Annotated in this window: 14 protein-coding genes; 9 read left to right on the top strand and 5 right to left on the bottom strand. The window is 70.3% G+C overall.

Features of this window, described 5'->3' with window-relative positions:
- The first annotated feature begins 219 nt into the window (after positions 1 to 219).
- Genes ACFYPC_RS35490 through ACFYPC_RS35450 form a run of 9 tightly spaced genes read left to right on the top strand, consistent with a single transcriptional unit; the run spans position 220 to position 12,228 of the window.
- Positions 220 to 1,152 carry a conjugal transfer protein gene (locus tag ACFYPC_RS35490; protein ID WP_391891454.1) on the top strand — a complete coding sequence of 311 codons (933 nt, stop codon included), beginning with the start codon at positions 220 to 222 and terminating at the stop codon, positions 1,150 to 1,152.
- Positions 1,149 to 1,490: a hypothetical protein gene (locus ACFYPC_RS35485; RefSeq protein WP_391891453.1), complete on the top strand. Its 342-nt coding sequence runs from the start codon at positions 1,149 to 1,151 to the stop codon at positions 1,488 to 1,490. Before ACFYPC_RS35490 ends, ACFYPC_RS35485 begins: the two co-directional genes overlap by 4 nt.
- Positions 1,487 to 2,071: a hypothetical protein gene (locus tag ACFYPC_RS35480; RefSeq protein ID WP_391891452.1), complete on the top strand. Its 585-nt coding sequence runs from the start codon at positions 1,487 to 1,489 to the stop codon at positions 2,069 to 2,071. The genes ACFYPC_RS35485 and ACFYPC_RS35480 overlap by 4 nt, the downstream gene beginning before the upstream one ends.
- Positions 2,068 to 4,758 (top strand): ATP-binding protein, encoded by a 2,691-nt coding sequence (locus tag ACFYPC_RS35475; protein ID WP_391891451.1) that lies wholly within the window; start codon positions 2,068 to 2,070, stop codon positions 4,756 to 4,758. The genes ACFYPC_RS35480 and ACFYPC_RS35475 overlap by 4 nt, the downstream gene beginning before the upstream one ends.
- Positions 4,758 to 5,120, top strand: a complete 363-nt coding sequence (locus ACFYPC_RS35470) for a hypothetical protein (protein WP_391891450.1) — start codon at positions 4,758 to 4,760, stop codon at positions 5,118 to 5,120. Before ACFYPC_RS35475 ends, ACFYPC_RS35470 begins: the two co-directional genes overlap by 1 nt.
- A gap of 1 nt (position 5,121) precedes the next feature.
- The gene (locus ACFYPC_RS35465) at positions 5,122 to 7,827 is read left to right on the top strand and encodes a hypothetical protein (protein ID WP_391891449.1); all 2,706 of its coding nucleotides are present in this window, start codon (positions 5,122 to 5,124) and stop codon (positions 7,825 to 7,827) included.
- A complete protein-coding gene (locus ACFYPC_RS35460; RefSeq protein WP_391891448.1) occupies positions 7,824 to 8,975 on the top strand; it encodes a C40 family peptidase in 1,152 nt (383 codons plus the stop codon). Before ACFYPC_RS35465 ends, ACFYPC_RS35460 begins: the two co-directional genes overlap by 4 nt.
- On the top strand, positions 8,972 to 9,619 hold the full coding sequence (locus tag ACFYPC_RS35455; protein ID WP_391891447.1) for a hypothetical protein: 648 nt from the start codon (positions 8,972 to 8,974) through the stop codon (positions 9,617 to 9,619). Before ACFYPC_RS35460 ends, ACFYPC_RS35455 begins: the two co-directional genes overlap by 4 nt.
- Entirely contained in the window at positions 9,595 to 12,228 is a 2,634-nt protein-coding gene (locus ACFYPC_RS35450; protein WP_391891446.1) for an ATP/GTP-binding protein, read from the top strand. The genes ACFYPC_RS35455 and ACFYPC_RS35450 overlap by 25 nt, the downstream gene beginning before the upstream one ends.
- A 269-nt stretch (positions 12,229 to 12,497) precedes the next feature.
- Here ACFYPC_RS35450 and ACFYPC_RS35445 read toward each other — a convergent pair whose 3' ends face one another.
- The 5 genes from ACFYPC_RS35445 to ACFYPC_RS35425 are packed head-to-tail and all read right to left on the bottom strand — an operon-like array spanning position 12,498 to position 16,623.
- A complete protein-coding gene (locus ACFYPC_RS35445) occupies positions 12,498 to 13,892 on the bottom strand; it encodes an NAD(P)/FAD-dependent oxidoreductase (protein ID WP_391891445.1) in 1,395 nt (464 codons plus the stop codon).
- Positions 13,885 to 15,105 carry an MAB_1171c family putative transporter gene (locus tag ACFYPC_RS35440; RefSeq protein ID WP_391891444.1) on the bottom strand — a complete coding sequence of 407 codons (1,221 nt, stop codon included), beginning with the start codon at positions 15,103 to 15,105 and terminating at the stop codon, positions 13,885 to 13,887. Before ACFYPC_RS35440 ends, ACFYPC_RS35445 begins: the two co-directional genes overlap by 8 nt.
- Entirely contained in the window at positions 15,102 to 15,479 is a 378-nt protein-coding gene (locus ACFYPC_RS35435; protein ID WP_391891443.1) for a hypothetical protein, read from the bottom strand. The genes ACFYPC_RS35440 and ACFYPC_RS35435 overlap by 4 nt, the downstream gene beginning before the upstream one ends.
- Positions 15,476 to 16,084, bottom strand: coding sequence for a toxin (locus tag ACFYPC_RS35430; RefSeq protein WP_391891442.1), 609 nt, complete (start codon positions 16,082 to 16,084; stop codon positions 15,476 to 15,478). The genes ACFYPC_RS35435 and ACFYPC_RS35430 overlap by 4 nt, the downstream gene beginning before the upstream one ends.
- Positions 16,081 to 16,623, bottom strand: a complete 543-nt coding sequence (locus ACFYPC_RS35425; RefSeq protein WP_391891441.1) for a hypothetical protein — start codon at positions 16,621 to 16,623, stop codon at positions 16,081 to 16,083. The genes ACFYPC_RS35430 and ACFYPC_RS35425 overlap by 4 nt, the downstream gene beginning before the upstream one ends.
- Between the last annotated feature and the right edge of the window lie 717 nt (positions 16,624 to 17,340).

Genomic DNA, 17,340 nt, shown 5'->3' with positions numbered 1-17,340 from the left:
CCTCAAGCCGCGGCGGGGGCGCGGGGGCCGCCCCCTCTGGGGGGGGGCCTCGGGGGGGGGGGCCGGGGGGGGGGGGCGGGGGGGGCCCCCCCCCCCCCCCGACCACGGAGTTCGTGTCTCCATCGTGACCGTGGTCGGGGGTTCGTGGTCGGCGGTCGGGTCGAGGTCGGCGGGTTTCCTCAAGGTCAGCAACATCCGTACTGACCTGGGAGTTTGACCATGTCCCCTGGCAAACAGGTTTCCGAGAACGAGGCCGCTGCTCCGATGGCGGCCAGCGCCCGGCTGGAGTCGATGCGGCGACGTGTCCGTCTTTCGCGCCTGGCGGTCTGGACCGTCATCGCGGCCGGCCCGATCGCCCTGGGCGTCGCCATCACCTCTACCCCGACCACGGTCGAGGCGGCCACCGAGACCAAGCCCACCGCCATGCGCACCACGGCGGTGGCCGCCGACCCGGCAGGCTATGCGCAGTCGTTCGTCAGCACCTGGTTGCGCAGCAGCGCGGACGACGCCTCGACTGCGCAGGCCCGTCTTGCGCAGTCGATGGCGCCAGGCGTCGAACTACCCGACCCGGCCGCGGGTGCGCAGTCGCTGCCTCAGTCCCTGACGGCGGTGCGCAGTGCGCAGCGCGCGGACGGTGCGTGGTCGGTGACGGTGGCTGCGCAGTACGCCGACGGACGGTTGCGGTACTACGCCGTGCCGGTGACCGCCGACCGCGCAGGTGCCTCGTTCGCGGTGACCGGTGCACCGGGCGTGGTGGCCGGCCCGGCCCAGGCCGGGGTGCCGACGTCGCCGTACGGCGTGACCGTTCCCGAGGGAGATCTGACGTCCGCGGTCGGGGAGTTCCTCGCCGCCTACCTGACCGGTGCCGGAGAGGTGAGCCGCTACCTCGCACCCGGAGTACAGCTCACCGCGGTTTCCCCCGCCCCGTACACGGCCGTCACCGTGCAGCAGGTGTCCGCCGTCGAGGAGGCCGCGGCCGCCGAGCAGGTGCCGGCCGACGGCACCAAGGTCCGCGTCCTCGCACAGGTGGAAGCCCGGGACGTCGGCGGGCGGTGGCCGCTGGGCTACGAACTCGCGCTCACGGCCCGCTCGGGCCGGTGGGAAGTCTCGGCGCTTGAGTCCGGCACAGTCCAGGACGGGGGTGTCCGGTGAACACCGTGAACAGCCTGATGCTCGCCGGGCAGCTGGACGACCTCGGCGACTCGTGGATCAACATGTTCAAGGACTGGGCGACCAAGGGTCTGCAGGCCGGCCTGCTCGTCCTCGTGGTCGTCATCATGATCCAAAAGTTTAGCCTCAAGGCGGGGATCGGCGCCCTGCTCCTGATGATCATCGCGTTGGGGCTGTACAACTCCCGCGAGGACCTCTCCGACATGTTCGAGGACGAGGTCAAGAACCCTGCCAACGGCGCGCCCGCTGTCCCCGGCATCGTGCACGGTACTGATCCGGTCGCACGCGAGCACTCCGCCGACGCGGGAGGCCGGCTGTGAGCGCGGCCACGGCCGGGCGGGTGGGGCGCTTCTACACCTCGGCCCGCCGTCACCCCTGGGTGCTGGGGAAAGTCGCGGACTGGAAGATCCCGCTCGGCCCGTACACGCCGGCGCAGATCGCGGTCGCCGTCGGCGGCGGGTTCCTTCTGGTCAAGAGCATCGGCTGGTGGTCGTGGATGGGGCCGGTCCCGATCGCGGCCTGGCTGCTGACCATCTGGGCGGTCCGCCGCCCGAAGATCCGGGGCCGTGCCCCGATGCAGGCGGCGCTGGGCTGGATGCTGCTCGGCTGGCAGCCCCGCGGAGGGCGGATCGGCGGGCGGGCCGCCCGCGACCGCGCTCCCCACCCGCTGCTCGGCGGCTTCACGATCGAGGACGCACCCCAGCCCGGCCCTGTTACGGCGGCCGGACCGTCCCGTGCAGCCCGGCGGCATGCCGTGCGGAGACCGGGCACGAACCCGGCCGCGGGCCGCCCGCCCAGGGGCCGCCGCGCGCAGCCGGCTGCTCCCGCAGTGCCGGTGGGACCGGTGTCGGGTGTGCAGCAGCTGCTCGCGCTCGCCGAGCAAAGCGGGGGTGCGCGATGAGGGTGCCGATCCGTCACATCGCCGGGCACCTGGTGTGGTCGACGCAGGGCAGCGTGTGGGCCCTCTACCGCCTTCACCCGGGCCCGGACGCACAGGGACAGTCCGAGGAGACCGTCCAGGGCACCTATGTGCCCGCCGCGGTCCGCGACGAACAGCTCGCCAAGATCACACATTTGGTGCGGTCGTTGTCCGGGGCGCCGCGGCTGTTCGGGCTGTGTGCGCAGGTCGATCCGGGCGAGATCGCTCTACGGATGATCGAGGGCATCGAGCCCGCTGACACGTCACCGGATGACGGCCCGCATCCGTGGGTGGAGAACGTCGAAGCCACGCTGGATCTGCTGGACGGTCAGGAGATGCACCGCCGCACCTTGTGGCTGGCGGTTCCGCTGCAGGCCGAGACGGCCGGTCTGCAGGTGTCGGCGTCCCTCGGGGCGGCGTGGGCGGAGCTGTCTCCGGTGCTGGGCATGCGCGCGGTGCCGGTGGCCCGGCGCGAGGTGACCGGCTACCGGGAGCAGGCTGCCCGGGTGGAGGCCGCGCTCGCCGGCGGGATCGCCTTCCGCCCGGCACGCCCAGCCGAGATCGTGTGGATGATCCAGCACGCCCTGCACCGCGGCCTTGCCGAGCCGCTGCTGACGGAAGCCGAAGCCAGCAACCTGTACGGCGGGCACCTGCGTGACGGGGTGCTGCGCTCCCCCAGCTACGCCGACCTCGGCCAGGTCCGCCTGCAGGAAGGCGGCATCGACCCCGACCTCGACGACGTCGACGAACTCAAGAGCGCGGGCCGGATCACCCGGTCCGGCCGCACAGCCTGGTGGCGGCTGAACACCGGCTCGCCACTCGGGCGGCGCTGGCTGCAGGTCGAATCCGACGCCGGGGTGGGCTACCAGGCTCAGTTGGCGCTGGCCGAGTGCCCGCCCGCCGTCAGCCAGGACGCCGCCGACCTGTTCGCCCAACTGGAGATGCTCGACTTCCCCGTCGACTACACCGTCGACCTCACCCTCGTGCCCGCGGAGAAGGCCCGCGACCAGGTGCGGCGCAAGAAGAACGAGTTGATCGACCAGGCCGACCAGTACGACGCCCGCCCCACCGGCATGCCCGCCTCCCTGTCCGAGGCCGCCCGCGACCTTGGCGAACTCGACGCCCGCCTCTCACGCACCAGCGTGGAGGTCGAGGTGCAGTCCGTGACCGTGCTGACGGTGTGGGGGCCGACCGCCGGCGTCTGCGACGCCCGCGCCCGCGCACTGGCCGCGCTGCTGGGCGGCGCCGACTACCGGGCTGTTCGCCCAGCCGGCTTGCAGGAGGCCCTGTTCACTCTGGGGCTGCCCGGCACCATGCGGCCGGGCCTGGTGCGGGAGTTCACCCAGCATCAGGTCTCCGAAGACTGGGCGCTGGGCGGGGCGTTCACCGCCTCCGAGGTCGGCGACCCCAACGGGATGTTCCTCGGCCTCGACCTGGACAGTGGAACCACCCGCCCCGTGATGATCAACGTCGCCGATGCGCCCAAGGTGGACGCTTCGGCGTCGATGGGCATCGTCGGGGACCTGGGTGCGGGCAAGAGCGTCCTGCAGAAGCTGATCGCGGAGGCGGTGTGGGCGCGCGGCGGCTGCGCGATCTGCATCGACCGCACCCCGGTACGCGAGTGGGCCACCTTCGCCCGCACCGCGGCCAAGGGACGCGTCCAGATCATCGACGCCGCTGAGGCCGAGGTGTCCATCGATCCGCTGCGGATGTTTGACGGACCCGAAGGCCGTCATTACGCCCTGTCCTACCTCACCCTGCAGCTCGGCATCGGCCCGATGAGCACCAACGGCGAGGTCCTGCACCACGCCGTCGAGCAGGCCGCCGCCGGCGAGCAGCCGTCCATGCACCGCGTACTCCAGGTCCTGGAGGAAATGGCCACGAGCGAGGCGGGCAAGCGGCAGGACGCGGCCGCCACCCTCGCCGGCCTCATCCGGGTCGTCGCCAGCAACTCCCTGGCGGCCATGGTGTTCGACCCCAGGCTGCCGCCGGTGAAGCTGGACGCCTCCAGCGCCTCCGACATGATTGTGATCACGACGGCTGGTCTGAAGCTGCCGCCGAAGGCCGCGTTCAGCAATCCGGAGATCCTGCATCAGCAGCCGCTGGAGGCGCTGATCGGCCGTGCCGTGCTGTATCTGATCGCGGCGATCGCCCGGCAGACCGCGTTCGAGGACCCCGAGCGGTTCACCTCGGTCGTCCTGGACGAGCTGTACTGGCTGACTTCGTCGGCCGAGGGCACCGCCCTGGTCCACGAGATCCTCCACGACGGCCGCAAGCACGGCGCCGGGCTCCTCGCCGGATCCCACGACGCCGCCGAACTCGGCCCCGACCGCGGCCTGATGGCCTACCGCGCGCTCGCCCGCACTACCGACCGTGAACGCGCCCGCCGCGGCCTGGAGTTCGTCGGTCTCGATGCGAACGACCCGGAGCTGCTGCGGCTGGTGACCACCGGCCTGTCCCCCGTCGGCCGCAAGGGCCGCCAGGGCGAGTTCCTGCTGACCTGTCCGCGGCAAAACACCGGCCGGGTCAAGGTCTCCATCCCCCGTATCCCGCGCATCAGCACGTCCATCACCACCACTCCCGGACGCCGCACGAGCGCTGCCTCGCCTTCCGTGCCTGAGCCGCTCGCCGGTGAGACCACGGGGACCCGTCCGAAGGAACACGTCTGATGACCTCATCTTCCTGGGATCGCTCCCGGCGCCTGGCCGCGGCCGCGAGTGTCCTCACCGTGATCGCCGTTGTCCTTGGCGTGCTCGTCCTGACCGTCGGAGCGAATGTCCCGGAGGGTTGGTGGCCGCACGCGGGGCAGACCTTCGCCGCCGAAGCCCGCCCCACGGACCGGGATCCGTGCGCGCTGATCGTGGGCCCGGCCAAGGACTACTGCGAGCGCGGCACCACGACGACCGCCTCCGCCCCTGCCGAGCATCCGGGCATTGCCGGTGCGGCGTGGCGGCTGGTGCCGGCCTGTGCGGGTCTGGCCGCCCTCGTGGTGTGGCGGCGGCGCAGTGTCGCTGGGCAGAGGCGGCGCTGACATGTGGCGTCCAGACCGCGCGACCCTGCGCTCGGCCGGCTTCGTCGTGCTGCTCACCGGTGTGTTCGTCCTGGTGAACAGCCAGGTCGTGTATGCGGCGAGCAGTGACAGTGAGACCGGTGACCTGCTCGCACCGCTGAATATCACCTCCTCCGAGGGGGTGCCGATCAACGGCTATGAGCTGAGCGCCGCGGGCGGCTCCATTTTCGCTTTCAAGACGCAGACCCTCGCCTTCATACTGTCCGGCCTGTTCACTCTGATCCGGCTGCTGGTCGGGCTGGCAGGCTGGTCGATCGAGGTCGCCTTCCGGTTCCCGCTGCTGAAGATCCTCGTCAATCCAGCGCAGAGGGTCGCCGACGCCTACAACAACGTGGTCGTCGACACCCTCGGGTTGAAAGGGCTGCTGCTGGCCTGGGCGTTCGTCTTCGCAGGATTCATGATTGTGCGGGGACGGGTCGGCCGCGGGCTGGGCGAGATCTTCCTGACCCTGCTGATCGCGGCGTTCGCCGCGTCCGCGTTCGTCCGCCCCGACTACCTGCTCACCCAGGACGGCCCGCTGGGGCAGACCCAGCAAGTGGCCGCCGAGGTCGCCAAGGAGAGCGTCAACTCCTACAACTGGGGCGGCAAGCTCGCCAGCCTGGGCCCGTGCGAAGGCATGGCCGGCAACGCGGAACTCAAGTGCCTGGAGCAGGAGGCCGAAGCCCCCGTCTCCTCCACCGACGTGGCACGCCCGCTCCAGGACTCGATCACCAACGCGCTGATCGTGAAGCCGTACATGCTGCTGCAGTACGGGCGCATCCTCGACCCGGCCAAGGAGTCCGACAGCAAGGCATACGCAGTCCACGTGAAGTGGATCACCGGTGGCTTCAAGGCCGAAGCACAAACCCCGGAGGACCGGTCGGACGCCTGCAGCCTGGTCTACGGTCCGGCCAAGGAGTACTGCGAGGGTAAGGGCGCCGACTACGACGTCCCAGACGGCTTGCCGGGGCTCACCCCCGGCAGTGCGCTGCTGGACGCCACGAACGCCATCGTCACCGATGAGGACCAGGAATTCGACCTCTTCCTGCAGGCCATGAAGAAGGCCGGGCCGGTCGGTGAAGCGTCCGCCGCCTACGCGCAGAAGCCGACCTGGTGGCGGGTCGGCGGCGGCGCCCTCCTGTTGATCGCCGCCCTGTTCATCTGCGGCATGCTGCTGTCCTCCGCGATCGTGCTGCTCGGCACCCAGGGCGTCTGCGCGGCGGCCGCAGCCGCCGGCGGCATCACGTTCATCGCCGGCATGCTGCCCGGCCCTGCCCGCCAGTCGGTGTGGAAGTGGCTGTCCCTGTGGGGGATCGCGATGCTCGCGCTGGTCGGGATCTGCGCGTTCGTTCCGTTCTTCGGCATCGCCATCGACGCCACCATCACCAACGGCCCGGATTTGATGGTGGAGCGGATCCTGCTGATCGACGTGCTGGCCATCGCCGGCGCTGCCGGGCACCGCAGAATGCTGACCGGGATCACCTCGTTCGGCCAGCGCATGGCCATGCGGATGCGCTACGCCAAGGTCGGCGGCACCCACATGCCCGGTGACACCTCCGAGCTCGGCGCCGCCCTCGCGATGAACTCCCCCGCTGCGATGGGTGGTTACGGCGGCGGACTGCGTGCCTTCACGGGCGGTGGCGGCGGCCGGTACGGGATGCTTGGCACCCGGATGCGGCTGATGGGCGCGCTCGCCTCCCTGGTCGACGGTGCGGGGATGCCGGTGGACACCGGCGGTGTACTCGCCGATGCCACTGCCGAGGCCGGACGTGGTCTCGCTCCGCTCACCGCGGCTGCGGCCGTGGGCGGGCTGGGTGCCCGGCTCGGCGGGAAGGGTGCGCACTGGCTGCTGATCGGCCGTCGGCCGGACAAGGAGCAGTTGGCCAAGTGGCGCAAGCCCACCGCCGACGGGGACCCGGACATGGGCGGCCCGTCGGATGGAGGCGACGGTGGTTCCGGCGGTGCGGGGCCGCGTCGGCCTGGCGGCCCGCCCGACCGCTATCGCAACGAGGACGGCCAGGTCGTCGACCGCGACTCCGGCCAGGTGCTGCACGACCAGAACACCGACCGCACTCTGCTGTCCACCCGCGCCCACAACCGGCTCGTCCGCTACCGCGGCTACCGCCTCCTCAACCGCGGCGGCCGCACCGCCTACGGGGCCACGGTCGGTCTGCCGGAAAGCGTCCGCCGGGCCCGGTCGGGAGGCTCGCGCTACGCCCAGGACGCCCGCCAGCAGGTGCAGGTGTGGGGCAACACCGTCCGCGAGGACGGCCGGGCCTGGGGCGACACAAGGCGTCATGAGTCCCGGGTCATCCGGGAGAACAGCGACAGCGGCGGACCAGGGCCGTTCGCCGGCCGCCGACTGCCGACCGCAGCCACACCGGCTGCCGCCCCACGGCCCGCAGCCCGTCCCGCACCCGCTCCCACGCGGCGCACTACGTCTGCGGGCGGTCCCACGACACCTCCGCCCCCGGCACCGCTCCCGCGCCCCAACGGCCCGACTCCGCAGCCTCGATCCGATCTCGACAGGCCCGTTCGCCCCGAGGGCGGGAGCGCGCGCAACCCGCGGGACGAGGCGCGGGCCCGGGTGCGGGAGCTGATGCAGCAAAACGCGCCCGACACCGACCGGCTCAACCGCCTGCGCCAGGTGCGGGACCGGTGGGGGAACGAGGACGGTGATGAGGGGTGACGACTCCTGGACGCCGCGTCCGGCGGTGGGGATGCGTGGTGGCGCTGCTGATGTTCGCCGCTGTGTGCTGTGCCGCGCCGGCCGGGAACGCGATCAGTGCCTACGTCGCGCTGAAGACTGGTGCCCAGGACGACGGCGGGATCGCCGAGGGCGGCAGCGCCGCAGACATCCCGCCGCGGATGCTGACCGCCTACAAGAAGGCCGTCCAGCAGGTCGGAAAGCATGTGCCGACATGCCAGGGCATGCGCTGGCCCGTCCTCGCCGGAATCGCCAAGGTCGAGTCCAACCACGCGGTGGGCCGCAACATCGCCGACAACGGCGACATCCGCCCGAAGATCTACGGGGTGCTCCTCAACGGTTCCGGGGCCGGTGGCAACACCACCGTCTTCCCGGACACCGACGGCGGCAAGTGGGACGGCAGCGCCAGCGGGGAGCGCGCCGTCGGTCCCTTCCAGTTCCTGCCCTCCACCTGGGAAGGCGTGGGCGAGGACGCGAACGGGGACCAGGTCGCCGACCCGCACAACGCCGACGACGCCGCGCTCGGCGCCGCGATCTACCTGTGCGGCAACGGCCGTGACCTGACCGGGCGCTCCCAACTCGAGGCGGCGATCCTGCAGTACAACCACTCCGATGAGTACGTCGCCAACGTGCTCGGGTGGATCGACCAGTACACGGCGGCCGCCGAGGACCCGGACCTGAAGAACGTGTCCGGGAAGGTCCGCACCGTCATCGAGACGGCGCTCTCCCAGCGGGGTGTCCCCTACTCCTGGGGCGGTGGCAACGCGGGTGGCAAGTCGTACGGCATCTGCTGCTCGCCCGGCGGTTCGAGCGGCGCGACCATCAAGGGCTTCGACTGCTCGGGGCTGACGGTGTACGCCTACGCCAAGGTCGGCATCCAGCTGCCGCGCACTGCGGCCTCCCAGGCCGGAGTCGGTCAGCGGATCCCCGCCAGTCTCGGCACCGGCGCGCTCAAGCCCGGCGACCTGGTCTTCTACGCCGATGCCCCCGGCCGCGACGCGACGATCTATCACGTCGGGATCTACCTGGGCAGCGGACAGATGGTCAACGCCGCCCGCCCGGGCACCGTTGTCCGCCTGGACGCGGTCAACGCGATGTCGGGATACGCGGGAGGGGCCCGGCTGCTATGACCACCTCTCCAACCCGTTCGCCGCGCCTGCTGCTGATCGCCACCGTGTTCTTGGTTGTGGCCGGGGTGGTCCTGCTGACGATGCCGCATGCGCCAAGCGGCCCGGCTTCCTCGGTGGCACCGAGGGCAACTGACTCCACATCGGTTCCCTCGGCAGCCGCTCCCAGCGGCCGCTCTCCGCAGACCGGGGCGCCCGCGTCGGCCACGGCTGCCACCGCGACGGCGGAGCCGATCGGCGCGTCCGCGCTGCCGCCGCACGGCGAGGGCATTGCCGGCGATGCGGCGATCCAGAAGTCACTTGAGAACGCCTGGCCTGCCGACCTTTCCGCCGCCGACGAGCACACGCTCCTCGCGGCCGGCCGGGGCATTCTGCGGGCGGACGCCACCGGGATCGGCCGCACCACGTGGCCCGCGCTCTTCGGCGACCCGGACCAGGCGATCTCACCGGCGTTCGCCACCGCCCGCTTCCGCATCCAGGCCGCCATCGCCCGCAGCGACGGCAGCCCTGACAAGGCGGTGGTGCACCTGGTGTGGGCGGGCACGGACCGCGGCGGCACCTACACCGACCGGCGCATCACCGACTGGTACTTCACCCGCACTTCGACGAAGGGAGCAACGACGTGGACTCCGCAGCCCCGTACGTGACCGACCATGCCGATGAGACGGCAGCCGGTCAGGCACTCGGCCTGCTCACCCGCCTGGTCAACGCCGCTGACTGGCTCTACGACCACTGGTACCTGCTCGCCCTGGTCATCGCCGCGATCTGGCGTGTGGGCGAGATGGTGGTACGGCGTCTCGCCGCGCGCGCCTCGGCCGAGCGGATGGCCCTGGAGCTCGTCTCCAACCGGCACTTCGACCCCGGCCTGGAGGAGATCTTCCGGCGCGGCGTCCAGCTCGCCCGCGCCTCAACCGCCATGCCGTGGTGGGCGCCGCGAAGGTCGAAGGCGGTGCAGATCCGGCTGCGCGCGGACGGCTCCAGTCCACTGCGCTACCGCATCGAGGGCCCCGCCGGCGGTGAACGGCTGCTGTCCATCACTCCGTTCGGGCCGGACGTTGCCGTCAACCGGGCCCGGCCGATCGTCGACGAACCCCGGACGCACACCGTGCGGGCCGAGTTCATCCTGCGCGGCAGACTGACCTCTCCGCTGCGTGAGGTGCCGCTCTCCCCCGACCCGCTCCAGCCGCTCGTCGACGCCGTGGCCGACCTGCGCGCCGAGCTCGGCGACCTCGCTGAGATACGGCTCGACATCCAGCGCGCCCCGAAGTGGGCACTGCGGGCACGGCGTCTGCAGCTGATGAGCGCTGCGCGCCGGTCGGAGCGGCGGGAGGCCCAGCGGGCCGCGCGGTGGCTGCGGCAGGACGCCGGCGGCATCGAGGACTCCTGGGGCGGACAGCTGCAGCAGCTCCTCAGTGACAGGCCCGGCTCGGGGCCCGGACGGCGGCTGGTGATGCCGCCGGTGCCCCGCCGGGTGGAGCCGGCCGAGGCGCTGGGCAAGCTCGCCGAGGACGACCACCTGGTCCGGGTGCAGCTGCTCGTGATGTGCGCGTCGAACATCGAAGGCCGCGCGCAGGCGCGGCTCGCCCAGCTCCAGGCGGGGTTCGATGTGTTCGGTGGCCGCTCGCGGTGGGCGATGCGCGGGTGGCGGCTGGGGCCGTGGCGGGTGGGTGCCGACCACTGGCCCACCCGGCACGGCTTCGAGCGCCGCTGGGATCTGGGGCACTGCCAGCCGCCCCGGGCGAACTGGGTGAGGCTGGAGGAGCTGACCGGCCTGCTCAAGCCGCCGACCGTGCACTGCCGTCTGCCGGTGCTCGCCGGTGACCTGCCGACCTTCGCGTTCGGCGATCCGGACTTGCTGCTGCAGGGCATCTATCGGGGCCCGGACGGCAGGGAGCGTCTGGTCGCTACCTACGCCGAGGAGACCCTGTTCGAGGTCGGGGTCGGCAAGGCGGGCGGCGGCAAGACGGAGCGGGCTCTGGCGCAGGCGATCGGATGGGCACACGCGGGCGGAGGACTTGTCTTCGTCGACCCGCACCGCGACTCATGGCCGCGGGCCACCCCGTTCCTGGCACACGAGTCTCTGATGCCGCGGATCGCGCTGATCGACCTCAACGGTCTCGGCCCCAACCCGCGGGTCAGCTCATGGAATCCGCTCGGAATGGACCAGGGCCAGGCGGCGCACGAGGTCGTCGAGGCGATTGCCGACGCGTACGCCTCCGCACTGGCCTGGGACGACGCGACCGCCCCCCGTGCGCTCACCATCCTCACGGCCGCGCTCACCGTGCTGGTCGCGGTCAACAAGGCGGCCTGCCAGGCGGGACGCCCCGAGGACCAGGCCACGCTTTTCCACATCCGGGTCCTGCTCACCGATGCCACCTTCCGCAAGGCAGCGCTCGCCACGGTGGGAAACTGGCTGGACGAGGAGACCCGCTCGTGGTGGCAGGTGGTGTTCCCGGCCCTGCCGCCCGACGCGTTCGCCGTGGTCCTCAACCCGCTCGCCCGCCTCGCCGCCAACCCCATCACCCGCGCCTTCCTCGGCCAGGCGGTCGGCGTCTACAACATCCGCGCGGCGATGGACTCCAAGATGATCGTGTGGGTGTGCCCGGGCGGCAGCGGGCCCACCGACCGTCTCCTGACCGCGCTCCTCGCCCGCGATCTGCTGCGCGCGGCGCGTTCCCGGCGTGACACACCCGAAGGGAAACGGGTGCCGTTCCGCCCGTATTTCGACGAGCTGATCACGCTGACCGGCGCCGCTCCGGAAACCATCGCCGCCATGTTCGAGGACCTGCGCAAGTACCGGTGCCATGTCCACGGCATGACGCAGCTACTGGCCCGGCTCCCGTCGGCGGTGCGGCTGTCGCTGGTGCAGAACGCGTCCACGCTGGCCACCACCGCCGGCTCAAAGTCCGCGATCGCGCCCATCACCGCAGAGTGGGGCGACAACCCCAACCCCGACCGGGTCGCCACCATGGAGCGCTTCGAGCACTACGTCTCCATGAACGTGCGCGGACGCCGCATCGGGCCTATTCAACTGCGCGGGCCCCATCTCGACGACCTCTTCGCCGCCCAGGCCCGCCCCAAGGACGTCCCCGCACTGGAGCGGGCTGCCCACGGCAACGCCGGAGCACTCCCGCTGGCTCTGCTGACCGACCGCGCCGCGCACCAGCTCAGCCGGGTCACTGCATTCCTCGCCGAGCGGTCCACTGCCGGCGCCACCGCTGTCGACCTGTCGAAGAAGAAGGACGAATGGACCTGACCACTTCGCAGCCAGGGGACCGTAAGGTGGCGGGCTTCACTCGCAGCCCCCTGTGGAGTCCCTCGTGCATCAAGCCTTGGCCACGCGCCAGCGCTGCGCGGCCGCCGTATCCGATCACCACGGCCACCTCGACTGAACGCCTGAGGTGTTCCACTCGATCGGCGACGGCGAGAAGGTCGTAGCCGACGCGGTCATGCACTACACCCTCATCAACGGCCAGCAGCGGAGAAGACTTAGGGCGCTCGTCGAGAACCCGCCTGCGCGGGTGGTCAGGAAGCGGCGGTCTTCCGCTCCGAGTCGGTCAGCGGCGGTCCTTGCAGGTGTGGCTTTTTCGGGCCGAAGAGCATCGGGATGAGCATGTCGGGCGAGAACAGGCGGGTCGCCGGCTTCTCCAGGCTCATCACGTCCAGCAGGGCGCCGAGGGCGCGAGGGTTGGCGGCACCGGTCTCTACGGCGCGGTCGACGAATCGGGCAAGGAGCCGCTCCACGGCGGAGGGGGGAGTGTCCGTGGCGCCGGGGTAGAAGGCGTCCTGTCCCACGGCCAGGTCCCAGGCGCCGCCGACGGGTCGGGCCACGGCACGTTGGATGCGGCGGGCGGTGCCGTCGGCGGTGACTTGCCCAGCTCTCAGGATGTCGCGGACGACGAGGGCGCACTGTGCGGCGACGGTGAGGCCGTGGCCGTACACGGGGTTGTAGCTGGCGATGGCGTCGCCGAGGACGACGAATCCGTCGGGCCAGTTCTTGGCTTTCTCGTAGTACCGGCGGTGGTTGGCGGTGGAGCGGGTGGTGGCGACGTCGCCGAGCGGTTCGGCGTCCTTGAGGAGTTCGCCGATGACGGGGTCGCTGAGGCCGAGTGCGAAGTCGACGAAGGCGTCGGGATCGCTGGTGGGCTCGCCGCCACGGGTGCCGCAGAGGGTGACGATCCACTGGCCGTCTTCGATGGGCAGGATGATGCCGCCCTGGCCGGGGGCCTTGGCCGGGTTGGCCTGGACGTTGATGAGGGGGAAGCCGGCATCCACAGTGTTGTGGGGGGCGCGGAAGAGGCGGGTGGCGTAGGCGACGCCGGCGTCGACCCGGCGTTCGGCGACGTTCGGCAGTCCGAAGTTTTCGAGCCACTGGGGTGTGCGGGAGCCACGGCCGGAGGCGTCGATGACGATGTCCGCCTTCAGCGTGAGTTCGTTGCCGTCGCTGCGGACACGGACTCCGGTGATGCGGGTGGCATCGCCCTCCAGCACCAATGCGGTGGTGTTCTGCCGCAGGGTGACGCGTTCGTCTTTGAGGAGTCGCTCGCGTAGGACCGCGTCCAGCAGATTGCGGGAGCAGACGAGGTTGCGGTGGTGGGTGGACAGGAAGCGCCGGAACCAGACCTCGTTGGGGGCCCTCGAAACCATGTTGCCCATGATGTGGACCAGGCGTCCGCCGCGGGCGACGATGTCGTCGACGACTCCGGGCAGCAGTTCGTTGAATGCCGCTACGCCGCCGCTCCAGACAAGGTGCGCGTGCCGGGACTGGGGTACGCCGCGGCGGTCAGTGGGGCCGTCTGGCAAGTGATCCCGCTCGACGATGGTGACGTCGGCGAACTCGGCGAGCGCGGCGGCAGCGAACAGGCCCGTCGCGCTCGCGCCGATGACGACGGCGGTGGGCCGGCCGGTGGGGTCAGACATGGCTGTTTTCACTTTCACTGGAGGCCACCCGCTGCCGGATGGTCTCGACGGTGCGCGGCCGGTGGAACGCGCGGGCGATTGCTTCGAGGTCGTCCAGGCCAGTGACGATCCGGGTTTCCGTGCCCTGGTCGGCTTCGTCCTTCGGAGGAAGTGCGCGGTCGGCGTCACGAGCTTCGCGCAAGGCATCAACGGCGGCGCATACGGCAAGGGCTCCAGCGATGCCTCGCGCGTAGTCGGCGCGATGACCTGCAGCGCGCGCCTCGTCGTATGCCCGCCGGTGCAGTTCGGTGTCGAGGAAGGGGGCGAGCCGCAAGAGGCCGTCATGGATGCGCTGTTGGCGCTGTAGCAGGCGGAGGTCGAGCGGAGCGAACCTGCCGAGGCGGGCACGCGCGGCGGACGGGGCGACGGATCGGATAGCCCGCGCAAGCGGGGCAAGGCTCCGGTAAGCGACCTGTTCACGGATCCGCTTCTGCAGGAACGGACCGACCTGGGGGAGAAGGAATCCGATGCCGACGAGACTGGCATCGAGGACCGCGAAAGGCGGCGCCACCTGGGTGGACAGCCAGTCCAGGTTCTTCCCGGCCCAGCGCGCGCCTATGGCCACCAACTTGGCGACGTCGAAGACGAGCCCGAAGGCGTAACCGGCCTGGAGGAAGACGAGCCCGGCTTTGAGCCAGGCGCTGCTGACCTTGGGGATCCATTTCCAGATCATGTAGGCGGCCACGAGCGCGGAGGCCATGTGCGCACCCAGGTACAGCAGGATGTTCTCACGCATCCACGGCTCGCTGGCGTAGTACGTGTCCAGGTCGTAGATGCGCTCGCTGGGGACGTCTGCGAGGAGGAAGGTGACCCACAGCCCGACGATGATGCCCAAGTAGATCAGCCAGATGCCGCGGATCCTGGCGCGGCGGCGCGGGGAGGGCTCGTCCCGCCAGGTGATGACCATCGTCAGGCAGGATCCGCAGAAGGCTGTCAGGAGCGAGTACACCCAGGGAGCCGCGATGTTCGGCACGCCCGTCACCGTGTTGATCCGGTGGATGCTCGCGGGCGCCACCGACACGAACACCGCAGAGGCCAGCAGCAGCAACAGGGTCGTGGCCCGGATGTCGGGGTCTTTCCAGGCGCGGACGAAAGTGGACGTCTTGAGGCTGAGCGCCAGAACCAGCAGAACGGCTGGCAGCGTGTAGGGGATGTGGAAGCTGCTGAGGCTCATCGCCGTATCTGCCCGTTCCCGACGATGGCGGAGTTGTGGAGTGCGGCAGCAGCCGTGGGCCGGTCTGTGGTGACGTTTAGAGGCATAGGCCCGTTGACTCTTTCCGTGCTGGTCACCCGTTGGCGGGTGGTGTCGGCGAGGTCGGGGTTGCACATCTCCCGCGAGATGGCGCGGAAGGGTTCCAGGACGTGCCAGGAAACGCAGGGCATCGTGGATGTTTTGCCGGCTTTGGGCAGGCGGGGGTTTGCGGGCGCGAGGCCGTAGCGGTCCGCGGTGGTGGCGCGCCTGCCCCGCAGGAGGGTGCCGATCGGGAAGGGCGCGACGGACGGCAGAGCGTTGGGGGTGACGTAGGGGATGTGGAGTTGGGGGTTCACAGGATGCGTCCGTCACGGTTGAGGAGGGAGAGGTTGATGCGTCCCTCGACCGTTGACGTGCTGACGGGGCCTTGCGCGTGCGGTCCCTTCATCCAGGTGCGTACATCACGGCCGAACAGCAACCCGAAGGTCTCCGCGGCCACCTCGTGATCGGCGGCGGATTCCGCCCTGGCCACCACAGTGAGGATGGCGTCGCGGGGCACTTCGTGCGCGTCGAGGATCTCCTCCACGGCCCTGCGAACGGCGTCGGGATGCTCGTCGGTGGTGAGTGTGCGGGTGGCTGCCGGCAGGCCGGCAACGTGATGGCCTCTGTCCCCCTCCCATTCGTGCCACAGTTCGTGGCCGAGGATGACTAGTTGGGCTTCGGGGGCGGTGGCTTCCTCCACGACGATGATGGAACGGTCCCCCAAGTCCAGGCGTACGCCTGACACGCCGAGATCCGAGGGGAAGGCGCTGAATTTGAGCGCTATGGGCCGGCCTTTGAGGATGGCCATGGCGCGGCAGAACTCCTCCATGACGACCTTGGGGTCGGCTGGCCGACGAAGCGATTTCGATGCTTCCCTTCCCAGGGCGCTCAGCATTGACTTCATCGTCTTGGTGCTCATCTCCCGGCGTCTCCTTCCTTAGGCAGCACCGACCGCAGGACTCCTTCGAGGATGCGCTCCAGCTGGTCGCGTGAAAGGGAGCCGTGTATCCGCAGATCCGTGCCTTTCACGCCATATCGATCCAGCAGGGCGGCCACGGGATCCTGCTCGGGGTTCTCCAACCGTCGCAAGTGGGGCATCAGCACCCGGTTCAGCGCCACGTCGGCCTCGGCTGTGAAGAACGGCTCGCCGTCGACGCCGAAGAACGACACCAGATGATGCAGGAGTTCGATGTTGGGTGTCTTCCTGCCGTCGCAGACAGAGCGCGCCCAGACGTCGGAGATGCCCAAGCGTGCGGACAGTTCGGCTGCGAGGTCCGACATGCGTTTGCCGGTGCGGACCAGATAGTCGGCGCTGACCACCTTCATCCGCGAACAGACTCGGTCGTTGACGGTGTCCGCCGGCGGTGTGCCGCCTTTGAGTAGCCGGTGGACCGTGCTTTCGGGCAGAGCCGTCCTGGCTGCCAGTGCCTTCGTGTCGAGGATGTCCGATCGGTTCAAGCCTCGTTCTCTGATGAGTTCGTTGAGGCGCCGGAGCGTTTCGGGCAGTGGCGTGTGTGGCTCCAACGAAGTACTCCCTGGGGGCCTGTTGCGGCTCGTCCGCGCGTGCAGGGCAGGGTAAGCAGAAACCAGTCTGATTCTCAACGATCGTTTATTGGCCACAATCGATCGTTCGATTTCCGGCTTTCGTCCCGGACAGTCCAGACGGGGCGGTTGCACTTGCCGGACGGAAGCACCCGGACACCCCGTTTCTGAACAATCGTTTCCTTGCTGGAAACGATCGTTGACACACAGTGTTTGCTCGTAGCAATATCAGCGATCAACGGAGGCGACCGCCTGAAGTCCCGGGCTGGCCGCTGCCGTTCGTTGTCCTTGCCCCGCAGTCGTCCAACGGGAGACACACGCGTGCAGGCGCCCTCCAGACCGGCCGATCCCCGCCGCGCATGGCGCTGCCCCTGGCTGTGCGGCCTACAGAAGCAGAAACCCGTGCGGACCCACTCCGAAACTGCCATGGAGAGGTTCACGCAAGGAACTCCGGTTCACGGATCCCCTCCGTGGGCCGGGCTGGATCGAGGAGCCACTGTCGATGCACACAGTGCCGGACTACGCCCTCCACGGCGTGGTCCCGTCCTCGATCTGGACTGGGGTGCCCGAACCGGACCCGGGCACCCCAGCATCACTTTCGCCCCCCATGGGCACCGTGCCCGATGACTGCCG

Source organism: Streptomyces sp. NPDC005808 (assembly GCF_042871385.1).
In the GTDB taxonomy this organism is placed as follows: Bacteria; Actinomycetota; Actinomycetes; order Streptomycetales; family Streptomycetaceae; genus Streptomyces.
The sequence above is the reverse complement of the archived record's forward strand: the minus strand, read 5'-3'. Positions and strand labels throughout refer to the sequence as shown.

Bases quoted from the DNA above. Each gene is read 5' to 3' on its own strand.
- ACFYPC_RS35490 (WP_391891454.1), top strand. From the start codon at position 220: ATGTCCCCTGGCAAACAGGTTTCCGAGAACGAGGCCGCTGCTCCGATG.
- ACFYPC_RS35475 (WP_391891451.1), top strand. From the start codon at position 2,068: ATGAGGGTGCCGATCCGTCACATCGCCGGGCACCTGGTGTGGTCGACG.
- ACFYPC_RS35470 (WP_391891450.1), top strand. From the start codon at position 4,758: ATGACCTCATCTTCCTGGGATCGCTCCCGGCGCCTGGCCGCGGCCGCG.
- ACFYPC_RS35465 (WP_391891449.1), top strand. From the start codon at position 5,122: ATGTGGCGTCCAGACCGCGCGACCCTGCGCTCGGCCGGCTTCGTCGTG.
- ACFYPC_RS35455 (WP_391891447.1), top strand. From the start codon at position 8,972: ATGACCACCTCTCCAACCCGTTCGCCGCGCCTGCTGCTGATCGCCACC.
- ACFYPC_RS35445 (WP_391891445.1), bottom strand. From the start codon at position 13,892: ATGTCTGACCCCACCGGCCGGCCCACCGCCGTCGTCATCGGCGCGAGC.
- ACFYPC_RS35440 (WP_391891444.1), bottom strand. From the start codon at position 15,105: ATGAGCCTCAGCAGCTTCCACATCCCCTACACGCTGCCAGCCGTTCTG.
- ACFYPC_RS35430 (WP_391891442.1), bottom strand. From the start codon at position 16,084: ATGAGCACCAAGACGATGAAGTCAATGCTGAGCGCCCTGGGAAGGGAA.